Raw genomic sequence first — 25,438 nt, forward strand, 5'->3', positions numbered from 1 at the left:
CCGTGCTGCTGATCCGTGCCCGATATCAAGCACACGCGGCCCCCGGCTCGCAATCGGGCCAAAGGCATCAGATGATCAGGGTATGTCGGAAGAACGGTCGGTTAGTGCTTGCACACCCGCACGCCCCGCAGCAGCAGGGCGATGAGGGCGTCGATCCGCGACGGACATTCGGGCTTGGCCCATTCCTCGGCATGCGCCGGGTGGTGGTAGCGGACGGTGGCGTCGAACACGGCCCGCGCGGTCGCCTTCACATTGTCGACCTCGAACACGCCCTGCGCGACACCGTCAGCCAGGATTTTCGCGATCAGATCGACCTGCTTGTCCTTGTAGGCTTCCACCACTTCGCGCGCGTCCTGCGCGAGTGCGAGGTAGGTCGCGAACATCTCGGGATCGTCGCAGACCTTCTTCTGCTTGATCGTGAAGGCGGTGCGCAGCCATTTCTCCAGCCGTTCCGGCGCAGGGCCATCGCTTGCCGCGAGCTTGCACAGCGGCTCGTTGGCGCGGTCGAGCCAGCGTTTGGCGACCGCATCGCGGAGCGAGGCTTTGCTGGGGAAATGGCGGTACACGCTGCCGTGGCTGACATCCAGCGCACGGGCAACGTCGACAACGGTGGCCTTGGCGAGCCCGAAGCGCCTCAAAACATCCTCGGTTGCTTCGAGGATCCGCTCGGGTGTCAATACCACCGCCTCGTTCATGCGTTTACCGTCTGGTTATCGCTGTCCTGCCCGCGGCTGAACTTGGCAGCCTGGGCTGCCAGATGGCGGGCGACGCGAAGATTGAGCCACTGTTGAATCTGGGCGGTCAATTGAAAGATTTCTATCGTCATGGAGGTAGTCCTTCGAGGTAGTCAAATTAAGTACGGCTCCCCCGGCCAAACGCCGGAACAGCCACTGGGCGCCCTCCTCCCTTGGGCTGTTGAGTATATACGCCATCCCGCTGACAGATTTCAATATCTGTCAGACAAACTTTGCGAGATGACAGCTATGCGGAAGGGCCCACCGGGCCCCTGCGGCCCGGCCGTATGGCGCGCTACACCGTTCCGTGAGAAGCGGCGCGATCAGCCGGGTCGGTGCCTATGTCTCGCTACGGCACCCCCGGGAGAGGCCCGTATGGATCGTCCAACGACCTTCAAGGAGATCGTCAAGATCACCGCGGGCGCGGTGGTCTCGCTCGTCATCGTCGGGTGGCTGATGGTTCTCGCGATCGCATTCCTGACGGTGCTCTGAGGCCACCTCACAGCACCGGAACCTCAAGTGTTGGAAATTGACTCCGGAATCGAAAGGGGCCGCTTCACGCAGCGGCCCCTTTGCCGGGAAAATGGCTTGGGGATGAAATCTAGCCCCGGTTATCCACAGACTACACGGTTCAGGGAATTGAGTAATTCCGGATGACTACTGTCCGCCCGGCTGACCGATTATTGGCGATCCCTATTTTTATGCCATCCTCGTGTTGGTCGCATCCGGCTATTGCCGCTCGTCCTTGGGCGGCATCCGCGGCGGTGGCAGCGGCGTAAAGACCGATCCTTGCGCACCCGCCGGCGGCGGCACGAAGGTCCCGGTCGTGGAATCGCCGCCTGATGTCTCCAGGATCGTCTTCGGCGTGATGTACTCCCTGACGAAATCCATGATGGTCCCATCGCCGCCGCCGAAATCCGCTGCCCGTCCGCCCTGCGGATGCCCGGCCTTGATCTCGTTGTCGGCGGTGTGGATCTGCTCGGCCAACGCGTCGCTGTAGGGAATCCGGAAGGCGCGGGGCACCGCGCTCGGCCGGTTGTCTTCATCAAGCTCCTCGACCCAGAGATAAATCGAGCCCGGATCGCCCTGCAGCGAATGCGGCTCCACGATCCGCGTCGACAGCAGCTTGAAGTTCGCCGGCAGCCTTTCCGCGGAGGCCCAGCCGAGCAGGCCGCGCATGCCGCCGAAGCTGACGAAATAGAACGCGCTGGTCACGACGATGACGACAGCCTTCAGCGACCAGTGCAGCCGCGCATAGACCAGCACGATCAGAAGCAACGCACCGACCGCCGCGTAGGCGACCGCAAGCGTAAGAATGACCGACTGCAGACTAATCACGACGCATCCTCACCCCGGTCTTCGGGTCTAGATCGGCGCCGTTGGCGTGGACGTTACGAAACGTCTCCAGCAGCGATTTCGGCCGCTGATCCACGTTGATCACCTTGCCCTCAGCGTCGATGCGAAACCTGACCGCGGTCTTCTCGTCGCCGGTGTGAGTGACGGTCAGCTTGTCGTCGAAGATCACCTGCGCCGTCGGATTGAGCTTCTGCACCTTCACATTGGCCTGCACCGGCTCACCGGTCGTCGCCTGGAAATGCGAAACGTTGACGGTGTATTCGCCGGCGACGATGCCGCGCAGGGTGACGATCTCCTCGCGGATCGGCGATGCGATCTTCTTGCCGTTGACCACGATGAAGTCGTTGGCGCCGCCGCGATCGTCGCGATCGAGCGTCAGGAAGCCGGCCTCGCGATGCCGGTACCAGGCGATGTTGCCGGCCGGGTCCTGCACGAACAGGTCGAGATCGTCAGGATGGTTGTCCGGCCAGTCCATCGTGATGATGAACTCCGCCTTGGAGTCGATCTTGCCTTCCTTGGAATCTGGCGACACCGCGAGCAGCGCGAGGAAGAACAGGAAGGCGATCACCTGCAGCGCCTTGAACAGCATGACACCGAGGGGATCGAATGCTTCCTCGCGCGGATAGAGCCCGAACTCGTCCATCATGGCGGCGTTCCAAGGGGCGTACCAAACCGACGCTCCAGCGCCGGGGTGACGTGCGTCTCGGTCAGCACGACCGCATCGGAGAACACCCGCTGGGTCGCGGAATCCAGCATGTAGTACTGGATCCGGACCAGGATCGATCCGATCAGCCCGGCCAGCGTCGTGTACATCGCGACCGCCATGCCGTCGCTCATCAGGCCCATCGACGATTTCATCGCGACCTTGTCGGCGGCATCGAGGGAGGCGATCGGCGCCAGCATGATGATGAAGCCGATGATGGTGCCGAGCAGGCCGAGCTTCATCAGCGTGTCGGAGACGAAGGCGCCAAACCCGTTCGACCCGCGCAGGCGATCCGCCAGCGTCCGCAACAGCAACGTCTGGTCGATGCGGCCCTTGGCTTGCGCATCGGCCTTCTGCACCAGGCTCTTGATGTGATCGGTGACGAGGCCACCGGGCAGGCCGCGCGCATCCGATGCCAAAACCTCGGCGCCATCGGGCGCGGCGAGGATGGCGCGGCAGCCGCGCGCGACCTCCCCTTCCCGCGCAATCGCCCGTGTCCGCCAGAAGCAATGGATGCAGGTGACGATGTAGAGCACGGCGATGACGCTGGAGATGTAGGTGCGATCGGAACGGACCATGAGGCGGATCAGCCCGTAGCGCCACAGCAGGAAGGCGGCGAACACCGAAAGACCGGTGAAGATCATCCAGAGCAGCAGGACGCTGCGCTCCGCCGCATCCGTGCCGGCCGATGCGGCGGCGCCGACCTTGGCATTCATGCTGCGTGATCTCCCTGCGGCGACTGTTCCATGAGGCTCAGCGACGGCCTCGCCTCCCGTTAGAGCAGAGCCGGTGGGCGCCGTCCAAAGACATCTGCCCAAGTTTCGTCGGGCAAATTTCCCGACCTGCATGGCTGGGCATGCTTGCACTTGCCGGGAACGGGGTTGCTGTTACGCTTCGCCCCTCTTTCTGGATCATGCTCCGGCTGTGGAGTGATCGCATGCGCCTCGTGCTTCAACTGGTCGCCCGCCTGCTCGTCATCGTCGCGCTGTGCCTCGGCGCGGCCACCGTCTGGGCCACGATCGATGCCTATCGCAGCGTCGATCGCGCCACGGCGGCGTCCGCCGAGCGGGTCTCGCAGGCGCTTGAAGCATTGTACTGGCGCGAATTGCTGCTGCGCAGCAACCGGATGCGCGAACAACTGCTGCCGGCGCCGGACTGGCGCACCATCGAAACCATGGGACTGATCGCACCGGGGATCTGCGTGCAGTTCGAACCGGCCGACGCCTTCGAGAAGCCGCTATGTGGCCAGAGCAAGGGGATCGGCAAGGCGCCGCCGCGCTGGTTCACGGCAACCGTGCAGACCGTGCTCGGCGAACATACCACCGTCGAGCGGCCGATCAGCGCCCGCACCACCGCCACCGCCGGAACCGTCCGCGCCGTCTCCGATCCGGACGCAGCGATCGCGCTCGCCTGGCAGCACATCCTGGACAACATCCATGTCGCGCTCCTGATGGCGCTCGCCATCGCGCTGCTCGCCTCGCTCGCGATCGCGCATACGCTGGCACCGGCGCACTCGATCGTCTCAGCGCTGCGGCGCATGGCCGACGGCGAGTACCGCACGCCGCTGCCGCGCGTCCGCTCGATGGATCTCGCGATGATCGGACGCGCCGTCGGCGATCTCGGCGACCGCCTCGCGCAGGCCGAGGAGGAGCGCACGATGCTGACGCGGCGGCTGCTCGAAATCCGCAGCGACGAACGCCGCGCGCTGGCCCGCGAGCTGCACGACGAGTTCGGCCAGAATCTCACCGCGATCCTCGCCTTCGCCACCACGATCGAGGCAAGCGCCGGAGACAAATATGCCGCCGGCACCGAAATTGCGCAGGACGCGCGGATGATCTCCCAGGCCACGCGCCGCATCATCGCCTGCCTGCGCGATACGTTGAACCGCCTGCGCCATCCGCCGGCCGAGGAGCTCGGGCTGGAGGCAAGCCTGGTCGATCTGGTCGACAGCTGGCGATCGCGCACGACGCAGCCGATGATCCAGCTCGATCTGCAGGGCGATCTGGCCGACATCAGCGGCACGGTCGCAGCGACCGCCTATCGCATCGCGCAGGAGTGCCTGACCAATGCGCTGCGCCACAGCGCCGCGCGCGAGATCGTGCTGCGGATCGAGCGGCGGACCGGAGCCGAGAACGCGCTCTTGGTGCGGGTCGAGGACGATGGCGGCGGCGATGCCGTCAAGGTGGCGCAGTCGGCAGGCTTCGGCCTCACCGGCGTGAGCGAGCGCGTCGCAGCGCTCGGCGGCTCGCTGTCGATCGCGCGTGCCAGCCGCGGCCTCTCCGTCGCTGCCACGATCCCGCTCGCCGCCTGAGATGACGACCGTGTCGACGACAACTGTAAAGACTCGGGGCATCTCGATCCTGCTGGTCGACGATCATCCCGTCGTCCGTCAGGGCTACCGGCGCGTGCTCGAACATCAAGACGATTTCCGCGTGGTCGCCGAGGCCGACAACGCCGCCAATGCCTATCGCGCGTTCAAGTCGCACCAGCCCGATGTGGTGGTGATGGACATCTCGATGCCCGGCGCGAGCGGACTGGAAGCGATCCGCAACATCCGCGCGCGCGATGCCGACGCCCGCATCCTGGTCTTCAGCATGCACAGCGAGGCCGCCCAGGTGAAGGCGGCGTTCGGCGCCGGCGCCAGCGGCTTCGTCACCAAGGGCAGCGAGCCGGCCGAGCTGATCGCGGCGATCCGCTCAGTGGCGCGCGGCGAGCATGCGATGAGCGACGACATCGCCCGGGTGCTCGCGCTGGAGAGCCTGGTGCCGGCCAAATCGGCGCTCGACCAGCTCGGCGAGCGGGAGATCGAGATCCTCCGGCAGTTCGCGGCCGGCCACACCAAGGAGCAGATCGCGGCCAATCTCAACCTCAGCACCAAGACCGTGCAGAACTACCACTATCTGATCAAGGCCAAGACCGGCATGCGGACCGACGCCCAGCTGGTCCGCCTCGCCGTCGAATGCGGACTGGCCAATTTGTAGGGGACGATCAGTCGGTCCGCGGATTCGCGTTCGCCTCTCGGCTTGCGCGGGGCGACGGTGGAGGAACTCCTCGCAGGTCCGCGCGGCCAAAATATCGAAAACAACCCCATGCAAAGGAGCTGGCAGCGGCCGGCGTTCGACAGGGTAGCTTGACACGTCGGGCAACTCAGGGATACATTTCCAATATTCAGAAATCGCGCAGACGCCGCATCGCCCGGGAACGTCGTGCTCTGGCATCAGCGCGACATCCCGCACTCTTCCGCGCATTGCGCATCTGAGTTTTTCCCTTCGGGCCCCCCGGAATGACGGTTGCTTTCGCGTGACAAGACGGCGGGTTGCGCTAGGCTGCCGACCCGCCCTAGGCAATCACAAGAAACGGACTCCCCATGCCCATCGTCAATCGCGTTGCCGCCCTCTCGGACGAAATGGCCGCCTGGCGCCATGACTTCCATGAAAATCCTGAACTGCTTTACGAAGTCCACCGCACCGCGGGCATCGTTGCCGACAAGCTGCGCGAGTTCGGCTGCGACGAGGTGGTGACGGGGATCGGACGCACCGGCGTGGTCGGCGTGATCCGCGGCCGCAAGTCCGGTTCGGGCAAGACCATCGGGCTGCGCGCGGACATGGACGCGCTTCCGATCGCCGAGGCCTCGGGCGTCGCCTACGCCTCCAAGATCCCCGGCAAGATGCACGCCTGCGGCCATGACGGCCACACCGCGATGCTGCTCGGCGCCGCGAAATACCTCACCGAGACCCGCAATTTCGACGGCACCGCGGTCGTGATCTTCCAGCCCGCCGAGGAAGGCGGCGCCGGCGGCAAGGCGATGGTCGACGACGGGCTGATGACCCGCTGGGGCATCCAGGAGGTCTATGGCCTGCACAACATGCCCGGCCTGCCCGAGGGCTATTTCGCGACCACGCCCGGCCCGATGCTGGCCTCGTCGGACACCTTGAAGATCGTCGTCCACGGCAAGGGCGGCCACGCCGGCGCCGCCCCGCACGAGGCGGTCGACAGCGTGCTGATCGGCGCCCAGATCATCAATGCTTTGCAATCGATCGTGTCGCGCAATGTCGATCCGCTGAAATCGGCGGTCATCTCGATTACCATGTTCGAGGCCGGCGCCGCGTTCAACGTGATCCCGGAGACCGTCACGCTGGGCGGCACCGTGCGTACGCTGGATCCCGGCGTGCGGGATCTGGTCGAGCGCCGGATCGGCGAGGTTGCTTCCAACATCGCCAAGGCCTATGGCGGCACGGCGGAGACGGACTATGGGCGCATGTATCCGGTGACGCTGAACCATGCGCGCGAGGCCGGCATCGCCGCCGAGGTTGCCCGCGATGTGGCCGGCGCCGACCGCGTCAACGACAATCTGGTGCCGGTCATGGGTGCCGAGGATTTCGCTTTCATGCTGGAAGCGCGCCCCGGCGCGTTCGTCTTCCTCGGCATGGGCGACGGCCCGATGTGCCACCACCCGGCCTACAAGTTCAACGACAACATCCTCGGCCACGGCGCGTCCTACTGGGTGCGGCTGGTCGAGAAGCAGATGCCGGCGGGCTAGCACCGCCCACACGCCGTCGACGAACATGACGCCGGTTGCGATCAATTCGCGCCGGCGTGATCATTTTCACGAGCGCGGCTGCTGTTGCGTCATGTAGTGAATGCCGCTGCCGGCAGCGGTGCCGTGACTTGGCAATCGTCTGCTCGCCCCGAACGCGTGAGCCTAACGGGCGCCGTCCGCCTCGCCCGCTCCCATCATCCGCGCGGCGACGCGGTCGCGCTTGACGAAATGATGGAACGCGACCGCGGCAAGGTGCAGCACGATCAGTGCGAGCAAGACGTAGGCGAAGAAGATGTGGCGGTGCTCAAAGGCATCCGCCGCCGCCTTGTCGGGCGAGGTGATCTGGGGAACGTGGAACAGGCCGAAGAAGCTCGAATAGTCCTGGTCGCGGGATCCGGAATGCGCCCAGCCCAGCATCGCCACCAGGATGGTGACGGCATAGAGCGCGCCATGGTTGACGCGGGCGGCGATCCGCTGCCAGGCGGGCATGTCGGCCGGCAGCGCCGGCGTCGGATTGAAGCTGCGCCAGAGCAGCCGCAGCACGGTCAGCAGCAGCACCAGATAGCCGATATCGGCATGGATCGACCGGTAGAAGAACTTGTCCGCCCGTGCCGGGAAGTGGTTCATCCACCAGCCATAGGCCAGCATGCCGATGATGGCCATGCCCAGCACCCAGTGGAACGCGCGGGCGAGCGCGCCCCAGCTCGCGGTCGTATTGCGGATCATGGTCGAGTTGCCCCGTTTGGATTTCGCACGTCGCAGCAATAGTTTGCCGTGATACTTGCAGGGATAGGTCAAGGCCATATGAAATTCCCGCCTTCACCGCCTTTTGTCGGCCGCAGAGGCCGGATAGCCAAACAACTGAATGGTAACCCTGCTTCGGATAGACTTTTCACCGTGTCCACTCCCCCGACCATCCTCGTCTTCGATTCCGGCCTCGGCGGGCTCACCGTGCTGCGCGAGATCGTCCACGCCCGGCCCGACGCGCACTATGTCTATGTCGCCGACGACGCCTTCTTCCCCTATGGCCACCACACCGAGGACGAGATCATCGCCCGGGTGGTGCCGCTGGTCGGCGAGCTGATCGAGACCCACGCGCCCGACCTCGTCGTGATCGCCTGCAACACGGCATCCACCCTGGTGATGTCGCATCTGCGCGACGCCTACCGCCTGCCCTTCGTCGGCACGGTGCCGGCGATCAAGCCGGCCTGCGCCTCGTCGAAAACCAGGCGCGTCTCGGTGCTCGGCACCAGGGGCACCGTGAAGCGCGAATATACCCGCAAGCTGATCTCGGATTTTGCGCAGGGCTGCGAGGTGACCCTGGTTGGCTCCGGCGAGCTCGCTTCGCTCGCCGAAGCCGCGCTCAGCGGCGAGAAGGTGCGCGACGAGGACATCGCGGCCGAGCTCGCCCCCTGCTTCGTCGGCGATGGCGCCAATGACCCCGGTCGCACCGATACCGTCGTGCTCGCCTGCACGCATTATCCGCTGCTGCTGGAACGCCTGACCAGGCTCGCGCCATGGCCGGTCGACTGGATCGATCCGGCGCCCGCGATCGCCCGCCGCGTCGCCGATTTGCTCGGTCCTGCCGGCGCCGAATGCGACGAGGCCGGCGCCGAGATGATCTTTACCTCGAAGCGCCCGCACAGACTGACAGAAGCGCTGACGCCGTTCTTCGGCGGCCGCGTCCCGGCCTGATCCTTTTCGCCGTCACCATGTGCTGCTAGCTTCCCCTCGCCTCATCGAGGGAGCACTGCATTGACCTCAGCACCGCTGACGCCGCTCAACCGCCTGCGCAAGGCGTGGCGCGACAAGCGCCCGACCTTCGGCGCGATCGCGACCATTCCGAGCATCCAGACCGTGCAGATCATGGCGCAGTCGCTGGACTGGATCATCGTCGATCTCGAGCATGGCCCGATCGATCTCGGCACCGCGCATGCGATGATCGTGGCCACGTCAGGGACGCCATGCGTGCCGATGGTGCGGATCGCCGCCAACGAGCCGCACCTCGCCAAGGCGCCGATGGACATCGGTGCGCTCGGCATCAACTTTCCGATGATTTGCAACCGCGGCGACGCCGAGAAGGCCGCGCGCAGCGTGCGCTATCCGCCGAAGGGCGACCGGCTCTGGGGGCCGTTCCATGCGCCGTTCCGCTGGGGCGTCTCGATGAACGACTACATGGCGACCGCCGACGACGATATGATCTGCATGATCACGATCGAGCATGTCGATGCCGTGAACCGGATCGACGAGATCATGGCGACACCCGGCATCGACCTCGCGGTGATCGGGCCCGGTGATCTCGCCACCTCGATCAACAAGCGCGGCCTGCCTGACGATCCCGAAGTGGTCGCGCTGATGCAGCGCGCCGAAGCAGGCATCATGAAGAGCGGCGTGCCGATCGGCGGCGTCGCGCGCACCGCAGAGCAGGCCAATGCGATGATCGAGCGGGGTTACCTCGCGCTCGCGCTCGGGTTCGACTGGTCGCTGTTCCAGCGCGGCATTGCAGCGGCGTTTGCGGGAATCAAGCGGTGAAGGTGACAGCGACGGTGCGAACGCACTGTCGCCGTGATGACGCCCTCGACGGCGACCTCAACGGCTGGCTCGCCGAGCTGGCGATCGGTCGATCGACGCGTCGCTCGTGCCGTCGCGGTTCCTCATCAGCCGCCCGAACTATAGCGGGATGCAGCAGGACACGATTGGCATCCGTCAGGCGCACCCGACAAATTCGCGCGGGTAAGTTCCAGGACTAGAAAGGTCAGGGTTCCTTCCGTAGTTCTCCGGCCGTGAACAGAGTTCCCATCCGTTGTTCTCCTCCTGGTCCCGCTCTAGGCAGCTAACCGATAAGGGGAATTGCATGAAATGCCGCGGTAACGCCAAGCTGTACCCAGCCAAGCTGACCTAAGTCTGGACGTCCCATGCCGGAGAAAGAGCCAAGCGCGGATACCGAGGCTGCTCTCAAGCACTGGCTCGAAACCGTTGAGCTCGGCCAGTACAGCGAACTCTTTGTCCTGCACCATATCGGTTTGGACATCCTGCCCGATCTCACTGAGCAGGATCTGGTCGCACTTGGGCTTCCGCTCGGAGATCGCAAGCGCTTCCAGCGCGCGGTCGCTCCCCTCGCCCGTTCGGTAAAGGGGTCGGCGGGCGGGACGAGCGTCGTCGAAGGCGTGGCGGCGACCGCCGAGCGGCGCCAACTGACCGTGATGTTCTGCGACATGGTCGGATCGACCGCGCTGTCCGAACAGTTCGATCCGGAAGACGTGCGCGACATGATCGCGAGCTTCAGGGAAAAATGCGTTAGCGTAGTGAAGAGGTACGAAGGCTTCGCGGCCCGCTACCTCGGGGACGGCATCCTGATCTATTTCGGTTATCCGAATGCCCATGAGGATGATGCCGAGCGGTCGGTGCGCGCGGCGCTCGAAATTGTACGGAGCCTGTCGGCGGTGAGAACGACCGACGCCGGCGGGGTCACCGGTGATGGGCCCAGCGTGCGCATCGGGATTGCGACCGGCCTTGTTGTCGTCGGAGATCTGGTTGGACAAGACACCGCCGAGCGCGATTCCGCGGTCGGCGAGACGCCCAATCTGGCTGCCCGTCTGCAGGCCCTGGCGCCTCCAAACGGCGTCGTCATCGCGTCTTCGACGCAAACCCTGCTGAGAGGAAAGTTCGACTACCAGGATCTCGGATTTCACGCGCTGAAGGGAATCTCCGCGAAAGCTCAGGCCTGGCTTGTGGTCCGGCCCTCCCGCGCCGAAACGCGATTTGCCGCAGCCATGGGCTCCAGATTGACGCCGCTGGTCAACCGCACCGAAGAGGTGGCATTGCTGCTCACGCGTTGGCAGCAGGCGAAAGCCCGCGAGGGCCAAGTTGTGCTGCTGACGGGTGAGCCGGGAATTGGAAAGTCCCGGATCGTTCAGGAGCTGCGGGAGCGGATCGCAAGCGATCGGCACGGGCAGGTTTCGTTCCAGTGCTCTCCCTATTACAGCAGCACCGCCTTCCATCCCTTCATCGCGCAGCTCAAATTCGCGCTCGACCTAGATGGCGAAAGCTCATCCGCGCTCGGCCTGGCCAGCCTTGAAGCTGACGTCGCCGCCTCAAATGGCGCAGCGGAAACAGTGGTGCCGATCCTTGCCGCGCTGCTTTCAATTCCCACCGGGGACCGCTATGCGGCGCTGGATCTCTCGCCGCAGCAGCAGAAGGATGCGACCGTAGCTGCGCTCGTCAACCATCTGCTCGCGCAAGCGCGCGAGCGACCTCTCCTGATCGATTTTGAGGACGCACATTGGATCGATCCCACCTCGCGGGACGTGCTCGATCTGCTGGTCGAAAGCATTCGCAACACATCGATCCTCGTCGTGATCACCTGTCGTCCGGAGTTTCAGCCGGGCTGGAACGAACGCACGCATGCCGTGACTGCGAACCTGAAACGTCTCGGTCGGCAAGTCCGCACGACATTGGTCGAGCGCGTGGCGGGAGACAGGCAGCTTCCCCGGGAGCTGGTTGAAGACATCGTCGTCAAGACCGATGGCGTGCCGCTCTTCCTTGAAGAGCTGACCAAAGCCGTTCTCGAGTCCGACGTCCTGACCGAGCAACATGGACGCTACGTCTTGTCCGGTCCATGGCATCAGCTCGCTATTCCCGCGACACTGAACGATTCCCTCATGGCCCGCCTCGATCGGATGGGGCCGTTCAAGAAAATCGCGCAGATCGGCGCCACCATCGGCCGCGAGTTCACCTATGAACTCCTTCGCGAGGTTGCCGATGCGCCGGCTGACCAGGTCGAAGCCGCCCTGAACCATCTGGAGGCGGCCGACTTGATGGTCCGCTTCGGCGTCCTGCCGGAGGCGCTATACTCATTCAGGCATGTGATGATCCAGAACGCGGCGCATGAAAGCCTGTTGCACAGGGAAAGACGGACGCTGCACGCCAGGATCGCACGTGTGCTGGCCGAAAAATATCCGGAAAAGACCGAACGCGAGCCGGAACTTCTCGCCTACCACCTGACCGAATCGGGCCAAAGCGAGCCGGCCGCGGGTTTCTGGCTCAAGGCAGGCAGGCAGGCCGCAATGAAGGGCGCCACGCTGGAGGCGATCGGCCATTTGCGCCGTGGGCTCGCGGTTCTGCAAGGCTCGCCCGGCATGCAGGGACGAAACGAGTCCGAGCTGGAGCTTCGCATCGCCCTGGGTACTGCCCTGATCGCGGCCAAGGGATATGCCGTGCAGGAAGTCGAGGAGAACTACGTTCAGGCACTCGAGCTCGGCCGGCATATTGACGACAGGGCGAAGGTCTTTGCGGCGACGCGCGGACTTTGGGTGTGCCACTTCATCCGCGGCGATCTCGGGCGCGCGCACGAGCTGAGCGCGGAGCTTCTGAAGTTCGCAAGGCGCGAGGCCTTGAACCAGGGATCATCCCCGACGCAACAGACCGGATATCTCATCGAGGCGCATCGGGCGATTGCGATGACCATGCTGTACCGTGGGCGATTTGTGGCCGCCGAACATCATCTTCAGCGCTTCAGGAGCCTGTACAGTCCGGAGCTGCACGGTGCCTTGACGGCAACGCACGGCATCCATCCCGGCGTCGTCTCGCTCTCCTACCTCGGATATCTCTTGTGGTTTCTCGGCCGTCCTGACGCGGCGCGCCAGTACAGCCAGCAGGCCGTTGCAGAGGCCGAGGGTCTACGCCACCCCTTCACGCTGTCGTTTGCCTTGACCTTCGGCGCCTACGTTTGCCAGCATCTTCGCGACGTCGAAGGGACCCGAGATTACACCAACAGGGCGCTGATGCTCTCGTCGGAACACGGCTTCCTGCATTGGAAGCATCAGACAACCATCCTGCGCGGATGGGCGATGACAGAGCTTGGGGATGTCGATCACGGATTGCACCAAATGCGAACGGGCATCGACGGTTACGAGGCCATGAACGCCTGGCTTGCCAGTTGCTGGTTCAGAAGCTTGCTCGCGAAGGCCTATGCGAACGCCGGCTTGCCGGATGCTGCCTGGCATGAGCTCGACAGCGCAGCGGCGATCGGCAGAAGAACGGGAGAGCACTTCTACGAAGCCGAGATCTATCGTCTGCAGGGCGAGATGACGCTGGATTGTGGGCAATCATCGTCGGTCGAATCCGCCGAGCGATTATTCCTCTCCTCGATCGAGCTGGCGCGCAGGCAAAACGCGCGGTCCTTTGAATTGCGGTCGGCTGTCAGCCTGGCGCGGCTGTGGCAACATTCCGGCAAGCACGCGCGAGCGGCGGAGTTGCTGCGACCTGTCGTGCGAACGTTCGCGGAAGGTCTGCTGACGCCTGACGTCAGGGAAGCGCTCGAGCTCGCGAATGAACTGGGGATAGAAATGCCCGCAGATCATGAATGACCAGGCGGGTCTGAGGTACCGGGCGCCCTTAAGCCGCTTGTTGTGGTGTTCGTGCAAGGCGGAGATCGATGGCGAGAGAACTGGAAGGCAAGGTTGCCGACGGGGCCACGTGGCATGACCATCCGCGATCGTGGTCATGCTGCCGACCAATTTCGATCTTTGGCGACGTCATTTCGAGAGGCTGAGAAGAGCCAACGACGGGGCGCTGGAATGCGCGCCCGATGCTGCTGCGCTGGGACCATCTGGTCTGCGACGCGGCCCTGATCGCTCGGACCCTGACCCGGCTCGAGCAGGTGCTGGCGGACGAAATCGCCGCTGAACTGGGCGCGATTCGGCCGCAAACCGACGTCAGGCCAGTCCGGGCGGTCGGAAACCGCCTCTGAGGGGCCAAAACGGCCATTTTGACACCGAAATGAGCCCAAATGCCCGGCGTTTCGTTTGACACGACGGCGCTTTCTCCTTAAAGACCACCTTGCTCGCGGGCCGGTTTCGGCCCGCGATGCGTTTCGCGACCCGTGGTTCTCCCCGAGCTTTCGAGGCGGACCTGTCGGTACGGGCCTTTTGGCCGGTACACAGGAGGGCGCGTCTCCTCAAACCTGAAACTGACAAAACGCCGGGCGCTTCGTGCGACGGCTATCAAAGAGGACGCGATGACAAAGCGCAGTGAGGCGAAGTACAAGATCGATCGCCGCATGGGCCAGAATATCTGGGGCCGCCCGAAGAGCCCCGTGAACCGCCGCGAATACGGCCCCGGCCAGCACGGCCAGCGCCGCAAGGGCAAGCTCTCCGACTTCGGCGTGCAGCTCCGCGCCAAGCAGAAGCTCAAGGGCTACTACGCCAACATTTCCGAGCGCCAGTTCCACGGCATCTATGTCGAGGCTAGCCGCCTGAAGGGCGACACCGGCGAGAACCTGATCGGCCTGCTCGAGCGCCGTCTCGACACTGTGGTCTATCGCGCCAAGTTTGTCGCCACGATGTTCGCCGCGCGCCAGTTCATCAACCACGGCCACGTCAAGGTGAACGGCCGCAAGGTCAACATCGGCAGCTACAAGCTGAAGGTCGGCGACACCATCGAGGTCAAGGAATCCTCCAAGCAGCTCACCCCGGTGCTGGAAGCCGCCCAGCTGCCGGAGCGCGACCTGCCCGACTTCCTCGAAGTCGATCATGGCAAGATGACCGCGAAGTTCGTCCGCATCCCGGCGCTCGGCGACGTGCCGTTCCCGGTGCAGATGGAGCCGCATCTGATCGTCGAATTCTATTCGCGCTGATCACGGCAGCGTTGCGAGATCCGAAAGGCCCCGGTTTTGCCGGGGCCTTTTTGTTTGAGCGTGAGACGACTATTATGCCGAGGACTTGCATGCGCACGACCTGGCAGGTCGCCGCCCACAGAGGTTCTTGCCGATGACCCGGTTACTCGAACAGGCGTTCGACACAGTCTCAAATTTGCCTGACACGGAGCAGGACGAGCTCGCGCGTATCATGCTGCAGCTTGCCGGCGTTGACCAACCGCCGCTCCAGCTGACCCCGGAAGAGGACGCCGATCTGGCCGAGGCCGACGCCGAGATTGCGCGCGACGAATTGGCAACGGCCGAGGAAGTTCGTGCGATGTGGACAAAGCACGGGCTGTGAACGTCCGCTACACGCAACGCGCGCTTGTTCAGATCGATCAAGCGCTGTCCTATGTCGAGGCACGATCGCCTCAAGGGGCAATCCACATTCGCGACCGTATCCTGGATCTTGTCGCGCTGCTGCAGGAACAACCCCGCGCGGGGCGTGCGACAAGCCGTCCAGGCGTCCGCCGGCTGCCCGCCACGCCATATCCTTACCTGATCGACTATCGCGTGACGCCGACCGAGATTATCATTATGCGGTTTCGTCACGCTGCACGGAGACCAATACGCTAGCAGCGAATCCGCTCACCCAACGCGGAGCGATGAGGAAAGCATGCACTACACCCCTGCCCGGCCCGATCCCAAGGCGCCCGCCGTCCGCATCAACCTGTTGTCGGACACCCAAACCAAGCCGACGCCTGCGATGCGCGAGGCCATGGCGAGGGCGGAGGTCGGCGACGAGCAGGTCGGCGACGATCCGACCACCAATGAGCTCAATGCCCGCGTCGCCGATCTGCTCGGCAAGGAAGCCGCCGTCTTCATGCCGTCGGGCACGATGTGCAACGTCGCGGCGACGCTGGCCTATTGCCGCCCCGGCGACGAGATCCTGGCGCACGCGACCGCGCATATCATCGCCCGCGAGGGCGGCGCGCATGCCGCGCTCGGTGGTTTCCAGATCACGCAGCTGCCGGGCGATGACGGCCAGTTCACGCCGGAGACCTTCCGCGCCGCGCTGCATCCGCGCACCCGCTACCAGCCGACGCAGGTGCTGGTCAGCGTCGAGCAGACCGCCAATATCGGCGGCGGCACGATCTGGAAGAAGGCGGCGCTCGACGAGGTCGTGCGCATCGCCAGGGATCATGGGCTTGTGACCCACATGGACGGTGCGCGGCTCCTGAACGCGACGGTCGCCTCCGGCATCTCGCCCCGCGACATGACGGCGGGCTGGGATTCGGCCTGGATCGATTTCTCCAAAGGCCTCGGCGCGCCGATCGGCGGCGTGATCGCCGGCACCCGCGCCTTCATCGACGACGTCTGGCGCTGGAAGCAGCGGCTCGGCGGCTCGATGCGGCAGTCCGGCATCTGTGCTGCCGCCTGCATCTACGCGCTCGATCACCATGTCGATCGCCTCGCCGACGACCACGCCAATGCGCGGGCGCTGGCGCGCGGGCTGTCGCAGATCAACGGCATCGCGGTGCAGGCGCCCGAGACCAACCTCGTGTTCTTCAAGCCCGACGGCGCCGGCGTCTCCGGTGACAAGATGGTCGCCGAGCTGCGCAAGCGCGGGGTGACGCTCGCGATGATGGACGGCCGGATCAGGGCCTGCACGCATCTCGATGTCACGGCCGCGATGATCGAGGAAGCGATCGGTCACGTCAGGGATATCGTGCGCGGGGCGTAGCTACGGCCGCAGATTGTAGCCCGGATGCAGCGAAGCGTAATCCGGGGCGATTGGCGCCTCGGACGAGACCGTCCCCGGATTGCGCTGCGCTGCATCCGGGCTACGAAGCCGGTTACCGCCCCATCGCCTGGTAGATCAGCGTCTTCAGCTCCTGCTGAATCCGGCCGCGCTGTGACGGCGTCTGCACCATGAAGATCCCGAACAGATCGTCGGCGGGATCGATGAAGAAGAACGTGCCTCCGACGCCGTCCCAGCGATATTCGCCGAGCGGCCAGGACGTGTTCGGCGGCACCGAGGTTCGGACCGCGAAACCGAGGCCGAAGCCGGAGTTCGGCCCCGGATAATAGTTCTTGTCGCGCACGACACCGGTTTCGGGACCGATGTGATCTGACGCCATCAGCGCGATGGTTTCCGGTTTCAGATAGCGCTTCCCCCCATAGCTGCCGCCGTTCAACAGCATCTGCGAGAAGCGTGCATAGTCGCCGACGGTGCCGACCATGCCGCCGCCGCCGGATTCCCGTCGCAGCGGCTGGCGCGGGTCGCTGACGTCGGCGACGGGGCTGATGATGCGATCCTTCGGCATCGGCTCGGCGATCAGCGGCCATTTCGCCCGATCGGCAACATAGAATGCGGTCTCGTTCATCCCGAGCGGACCGAGCAGCCGCTCCTTCTCGACCTGAAACAGGGATTTCCCTGTGATCACCTCGATGATACGGCCAAGCACGTCGGTGGAATGGCCGTAGTCCCATTGCGTGCCGGGTTGCTCGGCGAGCGGCAGCGCCGCGAGCCGCGCCACGAATTCGGCATTGTCGGGATTGTTGTCGAACAGGCCGGCATCGGCGTAGGTCTTGTTCACGACACCGCCGCCATAATAGCCGTAGGGCAGTCCTGCCGTGTGGCGCATCAGGTCTTCGATCGTCACCGGACGCTTGAGCGGCTCCAGCGTCATCGTCGCCTTGCCCTCATCGCCGCGCTTTTCGACGCCGACCTTCATGTCGGCAAAGGCCGGGATGTATTTCGACACCGGATCGCTGAGCGCGAGCTTGCCCTCCTCCACCAGCATCATCGCGATGACTGACGTGATCGGCTTCGACATCGAATAGAGGCGGAAGATGGTCTCCGCGCTCATCGAGAATTCAGTTGCGACGTCGCGAACGCCGAAATTCTCGTAGTAGACCGGTTTGCCGTGCTGCTGCAGCAGCAGGATCGCGCCGGGGATCTTCCCGGTCGCGACCTCGTTCCTGACATAGTCGGAGACCTTGGCGAGGCCCTCCGGAGAGAATCTGTGCGCGGCCGGCCCCGCGGCGCCGGCCTGCGCACCCGTTGCGACCAACGCGAGCACAAGTGCCGCGACGACTGCGCGGCACCCACGCATGTCAATTCTCCATGGCTTCATAGACGAGCTGCTTCAGCGTCCGCTGGATGCGCTGACGCTCGGTCGGCGTCTGCTCCAGCAGCACGAAGAAGAAGTCCTGCTTGCGGTCGATGACATAATAGCAGCCGCTCGCGCCATCCCATTTGAGCTCGCCGAGATCGCCGGGCGGCGGCGGCTTCGCCGTGCCCGGATCGGTACGCACCGCAATCCCGAGCCCGAAGCCAAAGCCATCGCCAGGGAAGTAGAAAAAGTCGCGCGCGACGCCGGAGGCCGGGCCGACGCGATCCGTCGTCAATTCCTTGAACGTTTCGGGCTTCATGATGGTCTTGCCATCAAGGGTGCCGCCGTTGAGCAGCATCTGGGCGAAGCGCGAATAATCCGCCATGGTCGAGACCATGCCGCCGCTGGCGGATTCCCATTTCTTGACCTTGGTCGGATCGTTGATCCGGCCGACCCGGAAGTCGCTGTCGTTCGGCATCGGCTCCGCCATCAGCTTCTGCTTCTCGGGATCGGTGACGAAGAAGCCGGTGTCCTTCATCCCGAGCGGGTCGAGCAGCCTTTCGCGCTCGATCGTCGAGAGCTTCTCGCCGGTGGTCAGCTCCATCACGCGTGCCAGGATGTCGGTGGAATGGCCGTATTGCCAAAGCTCGCCGGGCTGGTTGTGCAGCGGCAGCTTGGCGATCCGCTCGGCGAATTCGGCGAGGTCGAAATCTCCGCCGTAGATGTTGGCTTCCTTGTAGGCCTTGCGGACCAGGCTGTCGCCATAGAAGCCGTAGGTGATGCCCGACGTATGCGTCATCAAATCGAGGATCGTCATCGGCCGCCTCAGTGGCACCAGCTCGAGCGTCTTGGTGCCGTCCTCGGCCTTCTTCTCGACGCCGACCTTCACGTCGGCAAAGGAAGGAATGTATTTCGAGACGGGATCATCGAGCTTGTATTTGCCCTCCTCCAGCAACTGCATCGACACCACGGCGGTGATCGACTTGGACATCGAAGCCAGGCGGAAGATGGTCTTGTCGGTGATCGGCGCCTTGCTGACCACGTCCTGCACGCCGAAGGCCTCGTGATACACCGGCTTGCCGTGCTGCTGGATCAGGACGATGGCGCCGGGAATCTTTCCGGTCGCGACCTCGTTCTTGAAGAACTCGCCGATCTTGGCGAGCTTGTCGGGGTTGAAATGCGCGCCCGCCGGAATCTCGTAGGTGCCCTCGGTGTGCGCGTACGCCAACGATGCCGCCAGCAACACTGCGCCGGCTGCGGCGGCGCACGTCAAACGAAGTGAATGCATTTGATCGATCCCTCCCCGGAAATCACGGGGAAGTGTAGCGGCGGTATCATCAGGCACAAGGGCTACCGAAGGCGTCCAGGGCCTCCTGATGCAGCTCGCCGCTCTGGGCCGAGAAGCAGCAGAAGATCACCTGTGTGACGCCGGGCGCGGCCGCCAGCGCGTCGACCACGGCCTTGACCGCAATGCCGGCGGCGCGATCCGCGGGGAAGCGGTAGATGCCGGTGGAGATCGCAGGGAAAGCGACAGACTCAAGCGCGTGCTTTTCACAGAGCTCCATTGAGCGGCGATAGCAGGATGCAAGCAGACTGTCCTCGTCGAGCTTGCCGCCATTCCACACCGGGCCGACCGTATGGATGACGTGCCTGGCAGGCAGCCGATACCCTTTGGTGATCTTGGCCTGGCCAGTCTTGCAGCCGTGAAGCATACGGCATTCGGCGACCAGATCCGGCCCCGCCGCGCGGTGGATCGCGCCGTCGACGCCGCCGCCCCCAAGCAGCGACGAATTGGCCGCGTTGACGATAGCGTCAACGCGCAGGGTCGTGATGTCGGTAACGATGACTTCGAGCCGCGCCTTGCCGATCTGGCGCGCCGTCAAGGTCAGGCAGCCACGTCGACCGGGATGCCCTTGTCGGCAAACAGCTGCTGCAATTCACCGGCCTGGAACATCTCGCGGATGATGTCGCAACCGCCGACGAACTCGCCCTTCACATAGAGCTGCGGAATCGTTGGCCAGTTCGAATAGACCTTGATGCCGTCGCGAAGTTCGGCCGATTCCAGAACGTTGAGGCCCTTGTAGCCGACACCGATGTGGTCGAGGATCTGCACGACCTGACCGGAAAACCCGCACTGCGGGAATTGCGGCGTGCCCTTCATGAACAGCACGACGTCGTTCGACTTCACTTCGTTGTCGATAAATTGCTCGATGCTCATTTTCGCTTCCTTCGGGGGCGGCGCTCTCAAGCCTTGTGGGCCGGCCCACCCTTCTAACCCGTGACTGGCTATATATGTAGCTCAAACCATTGTGCATCCAAAGCAAAATGGCGGAAATCTGGCATGCGGCCTGGGCCGGACGGCACCGCAAAAAGGGCCGGGATTATCTGACGGCCCCAATATCATCATGGGGGAGGCTTTTTTCCCGTAACGGAGCCCCTATCTAGGACGAACTGTCCGTCTGGAACCAGTTTACCGAAGCAACGTTCTCCCCTTGAATCGGAGACTATCGTTGACGAAACCAGCCTCTGCCGCGGCCGCCGTTCCCGGCACTCCCCCGTCATTGTCCTCCGAATCCGGATCGCTCGCGCAGCGGCTGGTGGACGCCTATCGCGCGGTCCGCGACGAGACCGAGCGCCGAGCCGCGCCGCTGTCGGCGGAAGACCAGCTGATCCAGTCGATGCCGGATGCGAGCCCCGCAAAGTGGCACCGCGCCCACACGACCTGGTTCTTCGAGCAGTTTCTGCTCGGCGAGCACGTCAAGGGCTATACGCCGTTCCATCCGGACTATGCCTATCTGTTCAATTCCTATTACGTCAGCGCCGGCCCCCGTCATGCCCGCCACCAGCGCGGCCATCTGACCCGTCCGACCGCCGACGAAGTCACCGCCTACCGCCGCCATGTCGACGCCGAGGTGGTGAAATTCTTCCAGACCGCCACCACGGACAGGCTCGACGCGCTGGTGCCGCTGGTCGAGGTCGGCCTCAATCACGAGCAGCAGCATCAGGAGCTGATGTACACCGACATCCTGCATGCCTTCGCACAGAACCCGATCCCGCCGGCCTACGATCCGGCGTGGCGCTTCCCGGCATCGCAGCACGGGCCCGAGGAATGGGTGGCGCTCAACGAGGGCATCCACACCGTCGGCCACGGCGACGACAGCTTCCATTTCGACAATGAGAAGCCCGCGCATCGCGCGCTGGTCGGCCCGGTCAAGCTCGCGAAAAACCTCGTCACCAATGCCGACTGGCTCGCCTTCATCAAGGACGGCGGCTATTCCACCGCCACGCTATGGCTGATGGACGGCTTCGGCACTGTGACCAACGAAGGCTGGCAGGCGCCGGGCCACTGGCGCGAGATCGACGGTGAATGGAAGATCATGACGCTCGGCGGTCTGCAGCCGATCGATCCACAGGCTCCGGTTTGCCACGTCAGCTACTACGAAGCCGACGCCTTCGCCCGCTGGGCCGGCAAGCATCTGCCGACCGAGATGGAATGGGAGGTCGCAGCCCGCGCCGGCCTGCTCAACGACGCCTACGGCATCGTCTGGCAATGGACCCGCAGCGCCTATTCGCCCTACCCGGGCTACCGCGCGATCGAAGGCGCGCTCGGCGAGTACAACGGCAAGTTCATGGTCAACCAGCTTGTGCTGCGCGGCTCGTCGCTGGCGACGCCGGCCGGTCACAGCCGTGTCACCTACCGCAACTTCTTCTATCCGCACCATCGCTGGCAATTCACGGGGTTACGCCTCGCCGACTATGCCTGATTGAGTCCTGTCGACATCGATGACGCGTCGGTAAGCGCGTTCGGGAGAGTATCATGAATGTGCATGCCGCCGCTTTGGCCAAAGCGTATCCGTTCGACGAAGCGACCTCGGCGTTCGCCGGCGATGTGATCGGCGATCTCGCCCGTCACCCGAAACGGCTGTCGCCGAAATATTTCTACGACGCCACCGGCTCGGAGCTGTTCGAGCAGATCACGGTGCAGCCGGAATATTATCCGACGCGCACCGAGCTTGGCATCCTGCGCGACCGCGGCAACGAGATCGCTGCGATCATCCCCGACGGCGCGGCGCTGGTCGAGTTCGGCGCCGGCGCGACCACCAAGGTGCGCCTCTTGCTCGAGCACTGCGAATTCGCCGCTTATGTGCCGGTCGATATTTCCGGCGATTTCCTCAAGGCCCAGGCCGATGGCCTGCGCCGGGATTTCCCGGATCTTGACATCTATCCGGTCGCGGCCGACTTCACCACGCCGTTCGCGCTGCCCGAAGCCGTCGCCGCCATGCCGAAGGTCGGCTTCTTCCCGGGCTCGACGCTCGGCAATTTCGAGCCAAGCGAGGCCTTGGCCTTCCTGCGCAGCGCGCGCAGGATCCTCGGTCACGGCGCGCAGATGATCATCGGCGTCGATCTCGAGAAGGACGAACGCGTGCTGTACGACGCCTATAACGACGCGGCCGGCGTCACCGCGCGCTTCAACCTCAATGTGCTGGTTCGGATCAACCGCGAGCTCGGCGGCAATTTCGACCTGTCGGGCTTCACCCACCGCTCGATCTACAACCGCGACCGCCACCGCATCGAAATGCACCTGATCAGCCGTAAGGCGCAGACCGTGCGCATCCTCGGCAACACCTTTGCGTTCCGTCCGGGCGAGAGCATTCACACCGAGAACAGCTACAAATACTCGCTCGAGCGTTTCGCCGCGCTCGCCCGCAGCGCGGGCTGGACGGTGCGCGATAGCTGGACCGACGCCAACACGATGTTCTCGGTGCACGCGTTGGTCGCGGACTAGAACCAAAACCGCGGGATGGGGCAACGATCATGGGCCGGCGTGCGCTGCAGATCGCGACGGCCCTGCTCGCCCTCGTCCCTATCCTGACCGGCATCATCACCATGCTCGGCGTGAGCGATCCGCTCTACGCCTCGTCGGGTGTTCCGGCGCTGCCGGTGCTCGACGGCAATCTGCGCTTCTTTGGCGGGGTCTGGCTCGGTCTCGGCCTCGCTTTGCTCTGGCTGGTGCCGCGGATCGAAAGCGAGAGCGTGCTGTTCCGCGTGGTCTGGGGCGGCATCTTCCTCGGCGGCATCGGCCGGCTGCTGTCGATGGTGATGGTTGGCCTGCCGCCGCTGCCCTTCGTGGGCTTTACCGCGCTCGAAGTGATCGGCGCCCCGCTGTTCGTCTACTGGCAGCACCGCGTGGCCACGGCCGGTCGCAGGTAGCGACCCGCGCTATTCTTCCTCCCCGCTCGACCGCAGCGAGATCGATTCCCACGCCGCAACCACGATCATGATCGCGGTGGTGACGATCGAGAGCACCAGCGGCGACATCTCGCGGGCGAAATAGGCCGTGATCGCAAGTGCCACGATGCCGACGCCATGCGAGAGCTGCAGGAAGTTGCGGATCACGTATTTGAACAGGATGGTCCCAACCAAAAACAGCGCGGGGCCGCCGACCGAGCTCACGATCGTCTTCAGGTCGGAATGGCCGGACGGGTGCTTCAGCACCAGTTCGTCGGCGACTGCGGTGAGGATGATGCCGCCGACGATCGGCATGTGCAGATAGGTGTAGGCGATCCGCGCCACGCGGCCGGATTCCTCCGACTTGGAGATCATGTCCGCGCCGGCCTCGGCGCCCTTGTGGAAATAGATCCACCACATCGCGATGCTGCCGACCAGCGCCGAGATGAACGCGGCGACATTCTCCGGCGTCCAGGTCAGCTCGGCAAAGGTCGCGCCGTCGACCACGATCGCCTCGCCGAGCGCAATGATGATGAACCCGGCGCAACGCTCGGCCATGTGGCCGCCCTCGACCGACCAGGCCTCCATCGAGGAGAAGCCGAGCCCAGGGGTCCAGAACCGCAGAGCCGGCGCGACGTACTCGATGGCCAGCGCCGCGATCCAGAACCACATCCGCGTCTCGTGCTCGGCAAAGCCGCCGAGAACCCAGAGCACGGCCGAGCAGGACAGCCAGGTCAGGATACGGATTGCGTTGTGGCGCACCGCGGTCCGGTGCCGCGGCGTCGCCAGCAGCCAGAACGCGGTGCGGCCGACCTGCATCGCAGCATAGGTCCCCGCAAACCACAGCCCGCGGCCCTCGAAGGCGGACGGTATCGAGGTCGACAGCAGCAGCCCGCCCAGCATCAGCACGAACAACAGCAGGCGGACCGGCGTCAGGTCGGGATTGAGCCAGTTGGTGACCCAGGTGGTGTAGACCCACACCCACCACACCGCGAGGAACAGCACCGTGACCTGCACCGCGCCCAGCGGGGTGAAGTGGTGCAGCAGCGTGTGCGACAGCTGCGTGACGGCGAAGACGAAGACGAGGTCGAAGAACAGCTCGGCATTGGTGACGCGGCTGTGTTGGTTCGGCACGATGACGCGAAACATCGCGCCGCGCGGATTATCTGCCATCGCTTGGGGCCCCCGCCCGGTTGCCGGGGACTAGCCTTCCGGCACGCCGGTCTGCAGGGCCAGCGCGTGCAGCACGCCGCCCATCTGGCCCTTCAGCGACTGGTAGACGATCTGGTGCTGCTGAACGCGGGACTTGCCGCGGAATGACTCGGAAACGACAGTGGCCGCGTAATGGTCGCCGTCGCCGGCCAGATCACGGATCGTCACCTCGGCATCAGGGATCGCTGCCTTGATCATCGATTCGATATCACGGGCGTCCATCGGCATCCCAGTCCACCTCCGTCAGGTCATTCGAATCAGGGCCGATTCGGCCAGGAAAACCAAGACAAAACCCAAGACAAAACCCGGCGCTTGAGGTCTTCTAGGTCATTCCGGGGCACACTATATTCCCATTCCCAGCGATTTAAACCTGCATCAATCGGTCACAAGCCATCACGCCGAAATGACCAGAAGAGGCGCAGAATCATGAAGCTCCCCGGCCCCGACCATCCGATCACGATCACGCCCAATGCCAGGCGCGTCCGCATCACCGCCGACGGCGTCGTCATCGCCGAGACCACCCATGCGCTGACCTTGAAGGAAGCGAGCTATCCGGCCGTGCAATACGTCCCCCGGCAGGACGCCAACATGGAGCTGTTGACCCGCACCGAGCGGACCACGCATTGCCCCTATAAGGGGGATGCGAACTACTTCAGCATCAAGGCCAACGGCAAGACGCTGGACAATGCGATCTGGACCTATGAGGCGCCCTTTCCGGCCATGACCGAGATCGCCGGCCACCTCGCCTTCTATCCGGACAAGGTGAAGATCGAGGAAGTCGCCTAGCCCGTCTTATTCATCAGCGGCTTGTTGAGAGGCTGGCGAGCGTGGCGTAAGCCGCTGAGGTGGCGTAGGATTCGGTTGCTGACACCCACCCTCCGCGCATCCGGGCCGCCACACTCGCCATGA

26 protein-coding genes and 1 pseudogene are annotated in these 25,438 nt (G+C 64.4%); 15 read left to right on the plus strand and 12 right to left on the minus strand.

The window, feature by feature from the left end; translation table 11 throughout:
* Positions 1 to 101: 101 nt before the first annotated feature.
* From AC066Y_RS36790 to AC066Y_RS36810, 5 genes are all read right to left on the minus strand, one after another.
* Positions 102 to 695, minus strand: coding sequence for a TetR/AcrR family transcriptional regulator (locus AC066Y_RS36790; RefSeq protein WP_478278125.1), 594 nt, complete (start codon positions 693 to 695; stop codon positions 102 to 104).
* The gene (locus AC066Y_RS36795) at positions 692 to 826 is read right to left on the minus strand and encodes a hypothetical protein (protein WP_256375171.1); all 135 of its coding nucleotides are present in this window, start codon (positions 824 to 826) and stop codon (positions 692 to 694) included. Before AC066Y_RS36795 ends, AC066Y_RS36790 begins: the two co-directional genes overlap by 4 nt.
* Before the next feature lie 637 nt (positions 827 to 1,463).
* Complete coding sequence (locus tag AC066Y_RS36800) at positions 1,464 to 2,072, minus strand: hypothetical protein (RefSeq protein ID WP_478278126.1); 609 nt, start codon at positions 2,070 to 2,072, stop codon at positions 1,464 to 1,466.
* Positions 2,065 to 2,736, minus strand: a complete 672-nt coding sequence (locus AC066Y_RS36805) for a hypothetical protein (RefSeq protein ID WP_478278127.1) — start codon at positions 2,734 to 2,736, stop codon at positions 2,065 to 2,067. The genes AC066Y_RS36800 and AC066Y_RS36805 overlap by 8 nt, the downstream gene beginning before the upstream one ends.
* Positions 2,733 to 3,509, minus strand: coding sequence for a MotA/TolQ/ExbB proton channel family protein (locus tag AC066Y_RS36810; RefSeq protein ID WP_478278128.1), 777 nt, complete (start codon positions 3,507 to 3,509; stop codon positions 2,733 to 2,735). Before AC066Y_RS36810 ends, AC066Y_RS36805 begins: the two co-directional genes overlap by 4 nt.
* Before the next feature lie 221 nt (positions 3,510 to 3,730).
* Here AC066Y_RS36810 and AC066Y_RS36815 point away from each other — a divergent pair, with 221 nt between their 5' ends.
* The 3 genes from AC066Y_RS36815 (at position 3,731) to AC066Y_RS36825 (ending at position 7,333) form a co-directional block, all read left to right on the plus strand.
* Positions 3,731 to 5,104: a sensor histidine kinase gene (locus AC066Y_RS36815; RefSeq protein ID WP_478278129.1), complete on the plus strand. Its 1,374-nt coding sequence runs from the start codon at positions 3,731 to 3,733 to the stop codon at positions 5,102 to 5,104.
* A gap of 1 nt (position 5,105) precedes the next feature.
* Positions 5,106 to 5,774 (plus strand): response regulator, encoded by a 669-nt coding sequence (locus AC066Y_RS36820; protein ID WP_478278130.1) that lies wholly within the window; start codon positions 5,106 to 5,108, stop codon positions 5,772 to 5,774.
* 386 nt (positions 5,775 to 6,160) lie between these two features.
* A complete protein-coding gene (locus tag AC066Y_RS36825) occupies positions 6,161 to 7,333 on the plus strand; it encodes a M20 aminoacylase family protein (RefSeq protein ID WP_478278131.1) in 1,173 nt (390 codons plus the stop codon).
* Positions 7,334 to 7,495: 162 nt separating this feature from the next.
* On the opposite strand, the gene AC066Y_RS36830 is transcribed toward AC066Y_RS36825, so the two are convergent.
* Entirely contained in the window at positions 7,496 to 8,059 is a 564-nt protein-coding gene (locus tag AC066Y_RS36830; protein WP_478278146.1) for a cytochrome b, read from the minus strand.
* Positions 8,060 to 8,230: 171 nt separating this feature from the next.
* Here AC066Y_RS36830 and murI point away from each other — a divergent pair, with 171 nt between their 5' ends.
* From murI to AC066Y_RS36870, 8 genes and pseudogenes are all read left to right on the plus strand, one after another.
* Entirely contained in the window at positions 8,231 to 9,028 is a 798-nt protein-coding gene (gene murI, locus AC066Y_RS36835; protein WP_478278132.1) for a glutamate racemase, read from the plus strand.
* Between the two features lie 60 nt (positions 9,029 to 9,088).
* Positions 9,089 to 9,865: an HpcH/HpaI aldolase family protein gene (locus tag AC066Y_RS36840; protein WP_478278133.1), complete on the plus strand. Its 777-nt coding sequence runs from the start codon at positions 9,089 to 9,091 to the stop codon at positions 9,863 to 9,865.
* Positions 9,866 to 10,248: 383 nt separating this feature from the next.
* Positions 10,249 to 13,701 carry an ATP-binding protein gene (locus AC066Y_RS36845; RefSeq protein WP_478278134.1) on the plus strand — a complete coding sequence of 1,151 codons (3,453 nt, stop codon included), beginning with the start codon at positions 10,249 to 10,251 and terminating at the stop codon, positions 13,699 to 13,701.
* A gap of 221 nt (positions 13,702 to 13,922) precedes the next feature.
* A pseudogene (locus AC066Y_RS36850) lies at positions 13,923 to 14,084 on the plus strand (acyltransferase); the annotation flags it as partial.
* Positions 14,085 to 14,351: 267 nt separating this feature from the next.
* Complete coding sequence (rpsD, locus tag AC066Y_RS36855; RefSeq protein ID WP_176530327.1) at positions 14,352 to 14,969, plus strand: 30S ribosomal protein S4; 618 nt, start codon at positions 14,352 to 14,354, stop codon at positions 14,967 to 14,969.
* A gap of 133 nt (positions 14,970 to 15,102) precedes the next feature.
* On the plus strand, positions 15,103 to 15,330 hold the full coding sequence (locus tag AC066Y_RS36860; protein ID WP_478278135.1) for a hypothetical protein: 228 nt from the start codon (positions 15,103 to 15,105) through the stop codon (positions 15,328 to 15,330).
* Complete coding sequence (locus AC066Y_RS36865) at positions 15,327 to 15,605, plus strand: type II toxin-antitoxin system RelE/ParE family toxin (RefSeq protein WP_478278136.1); 279 nt, start codon at positions 15,327 to 15,329, stop codon at positions 15,603 to 15,605. Before AC066Y_RS36860 ends, AC066Y_RS36865 begins: the two co-directional genes overlap by 4 nt.
* 40 nt (positions 15,606 to 15,645) lie before the next feature.
* Complete coding sequence (locus AC066Y_RS36870) at positions 15,646 to 16,713, plus strand: threonine aldolase family protein (protein WP_478278137.1); 1,068 nt, start codon at positions 15,646 to 15,648, stop codon at positions 16,711 to 16,713.
* Positions 16,714 to 16,825: 112 nt separating this feature from the next.
* Here the strand turns inward: AC066Y_RS36870 and AC066Y_RS36875 are convergent, their stop codons facing one another.
* The 4 genes from AC066Y_RS36875 to grxD are packed head-to-tail and all read right to left on the minus strand — an operon-like array spanning position 16,826 to position 20,306.
* On the minus strand, positions 16,826 to 18,088 hold the full coding sequence (locus tag AC066Y_RS36875) for a serine hydrolase domain-containing protein (protein ID WP_478278138.1): 1,263 nt from the start codon (positions 18,086 to 18,088) through the stop codon (positions 16,826 to 16,828).
* 1 nt (position 18,089) lies between these two features.
* Positions 18,090 to 19,376, minus strand: coding sequence for a serine hydrolase domain-containing protein (locus AC066Y_RS36880; RefSeq protein ID WP_478278139.1), 1,287 nt, complete (start codon positions 19,374 to 19,376; stop codon positions 18,090 to 18,092).
* 49 nt (positions 19,377 to 19,425) lie between these two features.
* Positions 19,426 to 19,977: an O-acetyl-ADP-ribose deacetylase gene (locus AC066Y_RS36885; protein WP_478278147.1), complete on the minus strand. Its 552-nt coding sequence runs from the start codon at positions 19,975 to 19,977 to the stop codon at positions 19,426 to 19,428.
* Positions 19,974 to 20,306, minus strand: coding sequence for a Grx4 family monothiol glutaredoxin (gene grxD, locus AC066Y_RS36890; RefSeq protein WP_028336765.1), 333 nt, complete (start codon positions 20,304 to 20,306; stop codon positions 19,974 to 19,976). The genes AC066Y_RS36885 and grxD overlap by 4 nt, the downstream gene beginning before the upstream one ends.
* A 292-nt stretch (positions 20,307 to 20,598) precedes the next feature.
* Here grxD and egtB point away from each other — a divergent pair, with 292 nt between their 5' ends.
* Genes egtB through AC066Y_RS36905 form a run of 3 tightly spaced genes read left to right on the plus strand, consistent with a single transcriptional unit; the run spans position 20,599 to position 23,299 of the window.
* Complete coding sequence (gene egtB / locus AC066Y_RS36895; RefSeq protein WP_478278140.1) at positions 20,599 to 21,852, plus strand: ergothioneine biosynthesis protein EgtB; 1,254 nt, start codon at positions 20,599 to 20,601, stop codon at positions 21,850 to 21,852.
* A 53-nt stretch (positions 21,853 to 21,905) separates the two neighbouring features.
* Positions 21,906 to 22,874: an L-histidine N(alpha)-methyltransferase gene (egtD, locus tag AC066Y_RS36900; RefSeq protein WP_478278141.1), complete on the plus strand. Its 969-nt coding sequence runs from the start codon at positions 21,906 to 21,908 to the stop codon at positions 22,872 to 22,874.
* Between the two features lie 29 nt (positions 22,875 to 22,903).
* On the plus strand, positions 22,904 to 23,299 hold the full coding sequence (locus AC066Y_RS36905) for a DUF4345 domain-containing protein (RefSeq protein WP_478278142.1): 396 nt from the start codon (positions 22,904 to 22,906) through the stop codon (positions 23,297 to 23,299).
* Positions 23,300 to 23,308: 9 nt separating this feature from the next.
* Here AC066Y_RS36905 and AC066Y_RS36910 read toward each other — a convergent pair whose 3' ends face one another.
* The gene (locus AC066Y_RS36910; protein WP_478278143.1) at positions 23,309 to 24,490 is read right to left on the minus strand and encodes a low temperature requirement protein A; all 1,182 of its coding nucleotides are present in this window, start codon (positions 24,488 to 24,490) and stop codon (positions 23,309 to 23,311) included.
* Positions 24,491 to 24,520: 30 nt separating this feature from the next.
* Entirely contained in the window at positions 24,521 to 24,757 is a 237-nt protein-coding gene (locus tag AC066Y_RS36915) for a BolA family protein (RefSeq protein ID WP_021077843.1), read from the minus strand.
* A 198-nt stretch (positions 24,758 to 24,955) separates the two neighbouring features.
* Here AC066Y_RS36915 and AC066Y_RS36920 point away from each other — a divergent pair, with 198 nt between their 5' ends.
* Entirely contained in the window at positions 24,956 to 25,315 is a 360-nt protein-coding gene (locus AC066Y_RS36920) for a DUF427 domain-containing protein (protein WP_456722283.1), read from the plus strand.
* The last annotated feature ends 123 nt before the right edge of the window (positions 25,316 to 25,438 follow it).

Source organism: Bradyrhizobium sp. USDA3010, from assembly GCF_056429065.1.

Excerpts from the sequence above, each read along its gene's own strand:
- AC066Y_RS36790 (WP_478278125.1), bottom strand. The coding sequence starts at position 695 with ATGAACGAGGCGGTGGTATTGACACCCGAGCGGATCCTCGAAGCAACC.
- AC066Y_RS36795 (WP_256375171.1), bottom strand. The coding sequence starts at position 826 with ATGACGATAGAAATCTTTCAATTGACCGCCCAGATTCAACAGTGGCTC.
- AC066Y_RS36805 (WP_478278127.1), bottom strand. The coding sequence starts at position 2,736 with ATGATGGACGAGTTCGGGCTCTATCCGCGCGAGGAAGCATTCGATCCC.
- AC066Y_RS36810 (WP_478278128.1), bottom strand. The coding sequence starts at position 3,509 with ATGAATGCCAAGGTCGGCGCCGCCGCATCGGCCGGCACGGATGCGGCG.
- AC066Y_RS36815 (WP_478278129.1), top strand. The coding sequence starts at position 3,731 with ATGCGCCTCGTGCTTCAACTGGTCGCCCGCCTGCTCGTCATCGTCGCG.
- AC066Y_RS36820 (WP_478278130.1), top strand. The coding sequence starts at position 5,106 with ATGACGACCGTGTCGACGACAACTGTAAAGACTCGGGGCATCTCGATC.
- AC066Y_RS36825 (WP_478278131.1), top strand. The coding sequence starts at position 6,161 with ATGCCCATCGTCAATCGCGTTGCCGCCCTCTCGGACGAAATGGCCGCC.
- AC066Y_RS36830 (WP_478278146.1), bottom strand. The coding sequence starts at position 8,059 with ATGATCCGCAATACGACCGCGAGCTGGGGCGCGCTCGCCCGCGCGTTC.
- AC066Y_RS36845 (WP_478278134.1), top strand. The coding sequence starts at position 10,249 with ATGCCGGAGAAAGAGCCAAGCGCGGATACCGAGGCTGCTCTCAAGCAC.
- rpsD (WP_176530327.1), top strand. The coding sequence starts at position 14,352 with ATGACAAAGCGCAGTGAGGCGAAGTACAAGATCGATCGCCGCATGGGC.
- AC066Y_RS36860 (WP_478278135.1), top strand. The coding sequence starts at position 15,103 with ATGACCCGGTTACTCGAACAGGCGTTCGACACAGTCTCAAATTTGCCT.
- AC066Y_RS36870 (WP_478278137.1), top strand. The coding sequence starts at position 15,646 with ATGCACTACACCCCTGCCCGGCCCGATCCCAAGGCGCCCGCCGTCCGC.
- AC066Y_RS36875 (WP_478278138.1), bottom strand. The coding sequence starts at position 18,088 with ATGCGTGGGTGCCGCGCAGTCGTCGCGGCACTTGTGCTCGCGTTGGTC.
- AC066Y_RS36880 (WP_478278139.1), bottom strand. The coding sequence starts at position 19,376 with ATGCATTCACTTCGTTTGACGTGCGCCGCCGCAGCCGGCGCAGTGTTG.
- grxD (WP_028336765.1), bottom strand. The coding sequence starts at position 20,306 with ATGAGCATCGAGCAATTTATCGACAACGAAGTGAAGTCGAACGACGTC.
- egtD (WP_478278141.1), top strand. The coding sequence starts at position 21,906 with ATGAATGTGCATGCCGCCGCTTTGGCCAAAGCGTATCCGTTCGACGAA.
- AC066Y_RS36905 (WP_478278142.1), top strand. The coding sequence starts at position 22,904 with ATGGGCCGGCGTGCGCTGCAGATCGCGACGGCCCTGCTCGCCCTCGTC.
- AC066Y_RS36910 (WP_478278143.1), bottom strand. The coding sequence starts at position 24,490 with ATGGCAGATAATCCGCGCGGCGCGATGTTTCGCGTCATCGTGCCGAAC.
- AC066Y_RS36915 (WP_021077843.1), bottom strand. The coding sequence starts at position 24,757 with ATGCCGATGGACGCCCGTGATATCGAATCGATGATCAAGGCAGCGATC.
- AC066Y_RS36920 (WP_456722283.1), top strand. The coding sequence starts at position 24,956 with ATGAAGCTCCCCGGCCCCGACCATCCGATCACGATCACGCCCAATGCC.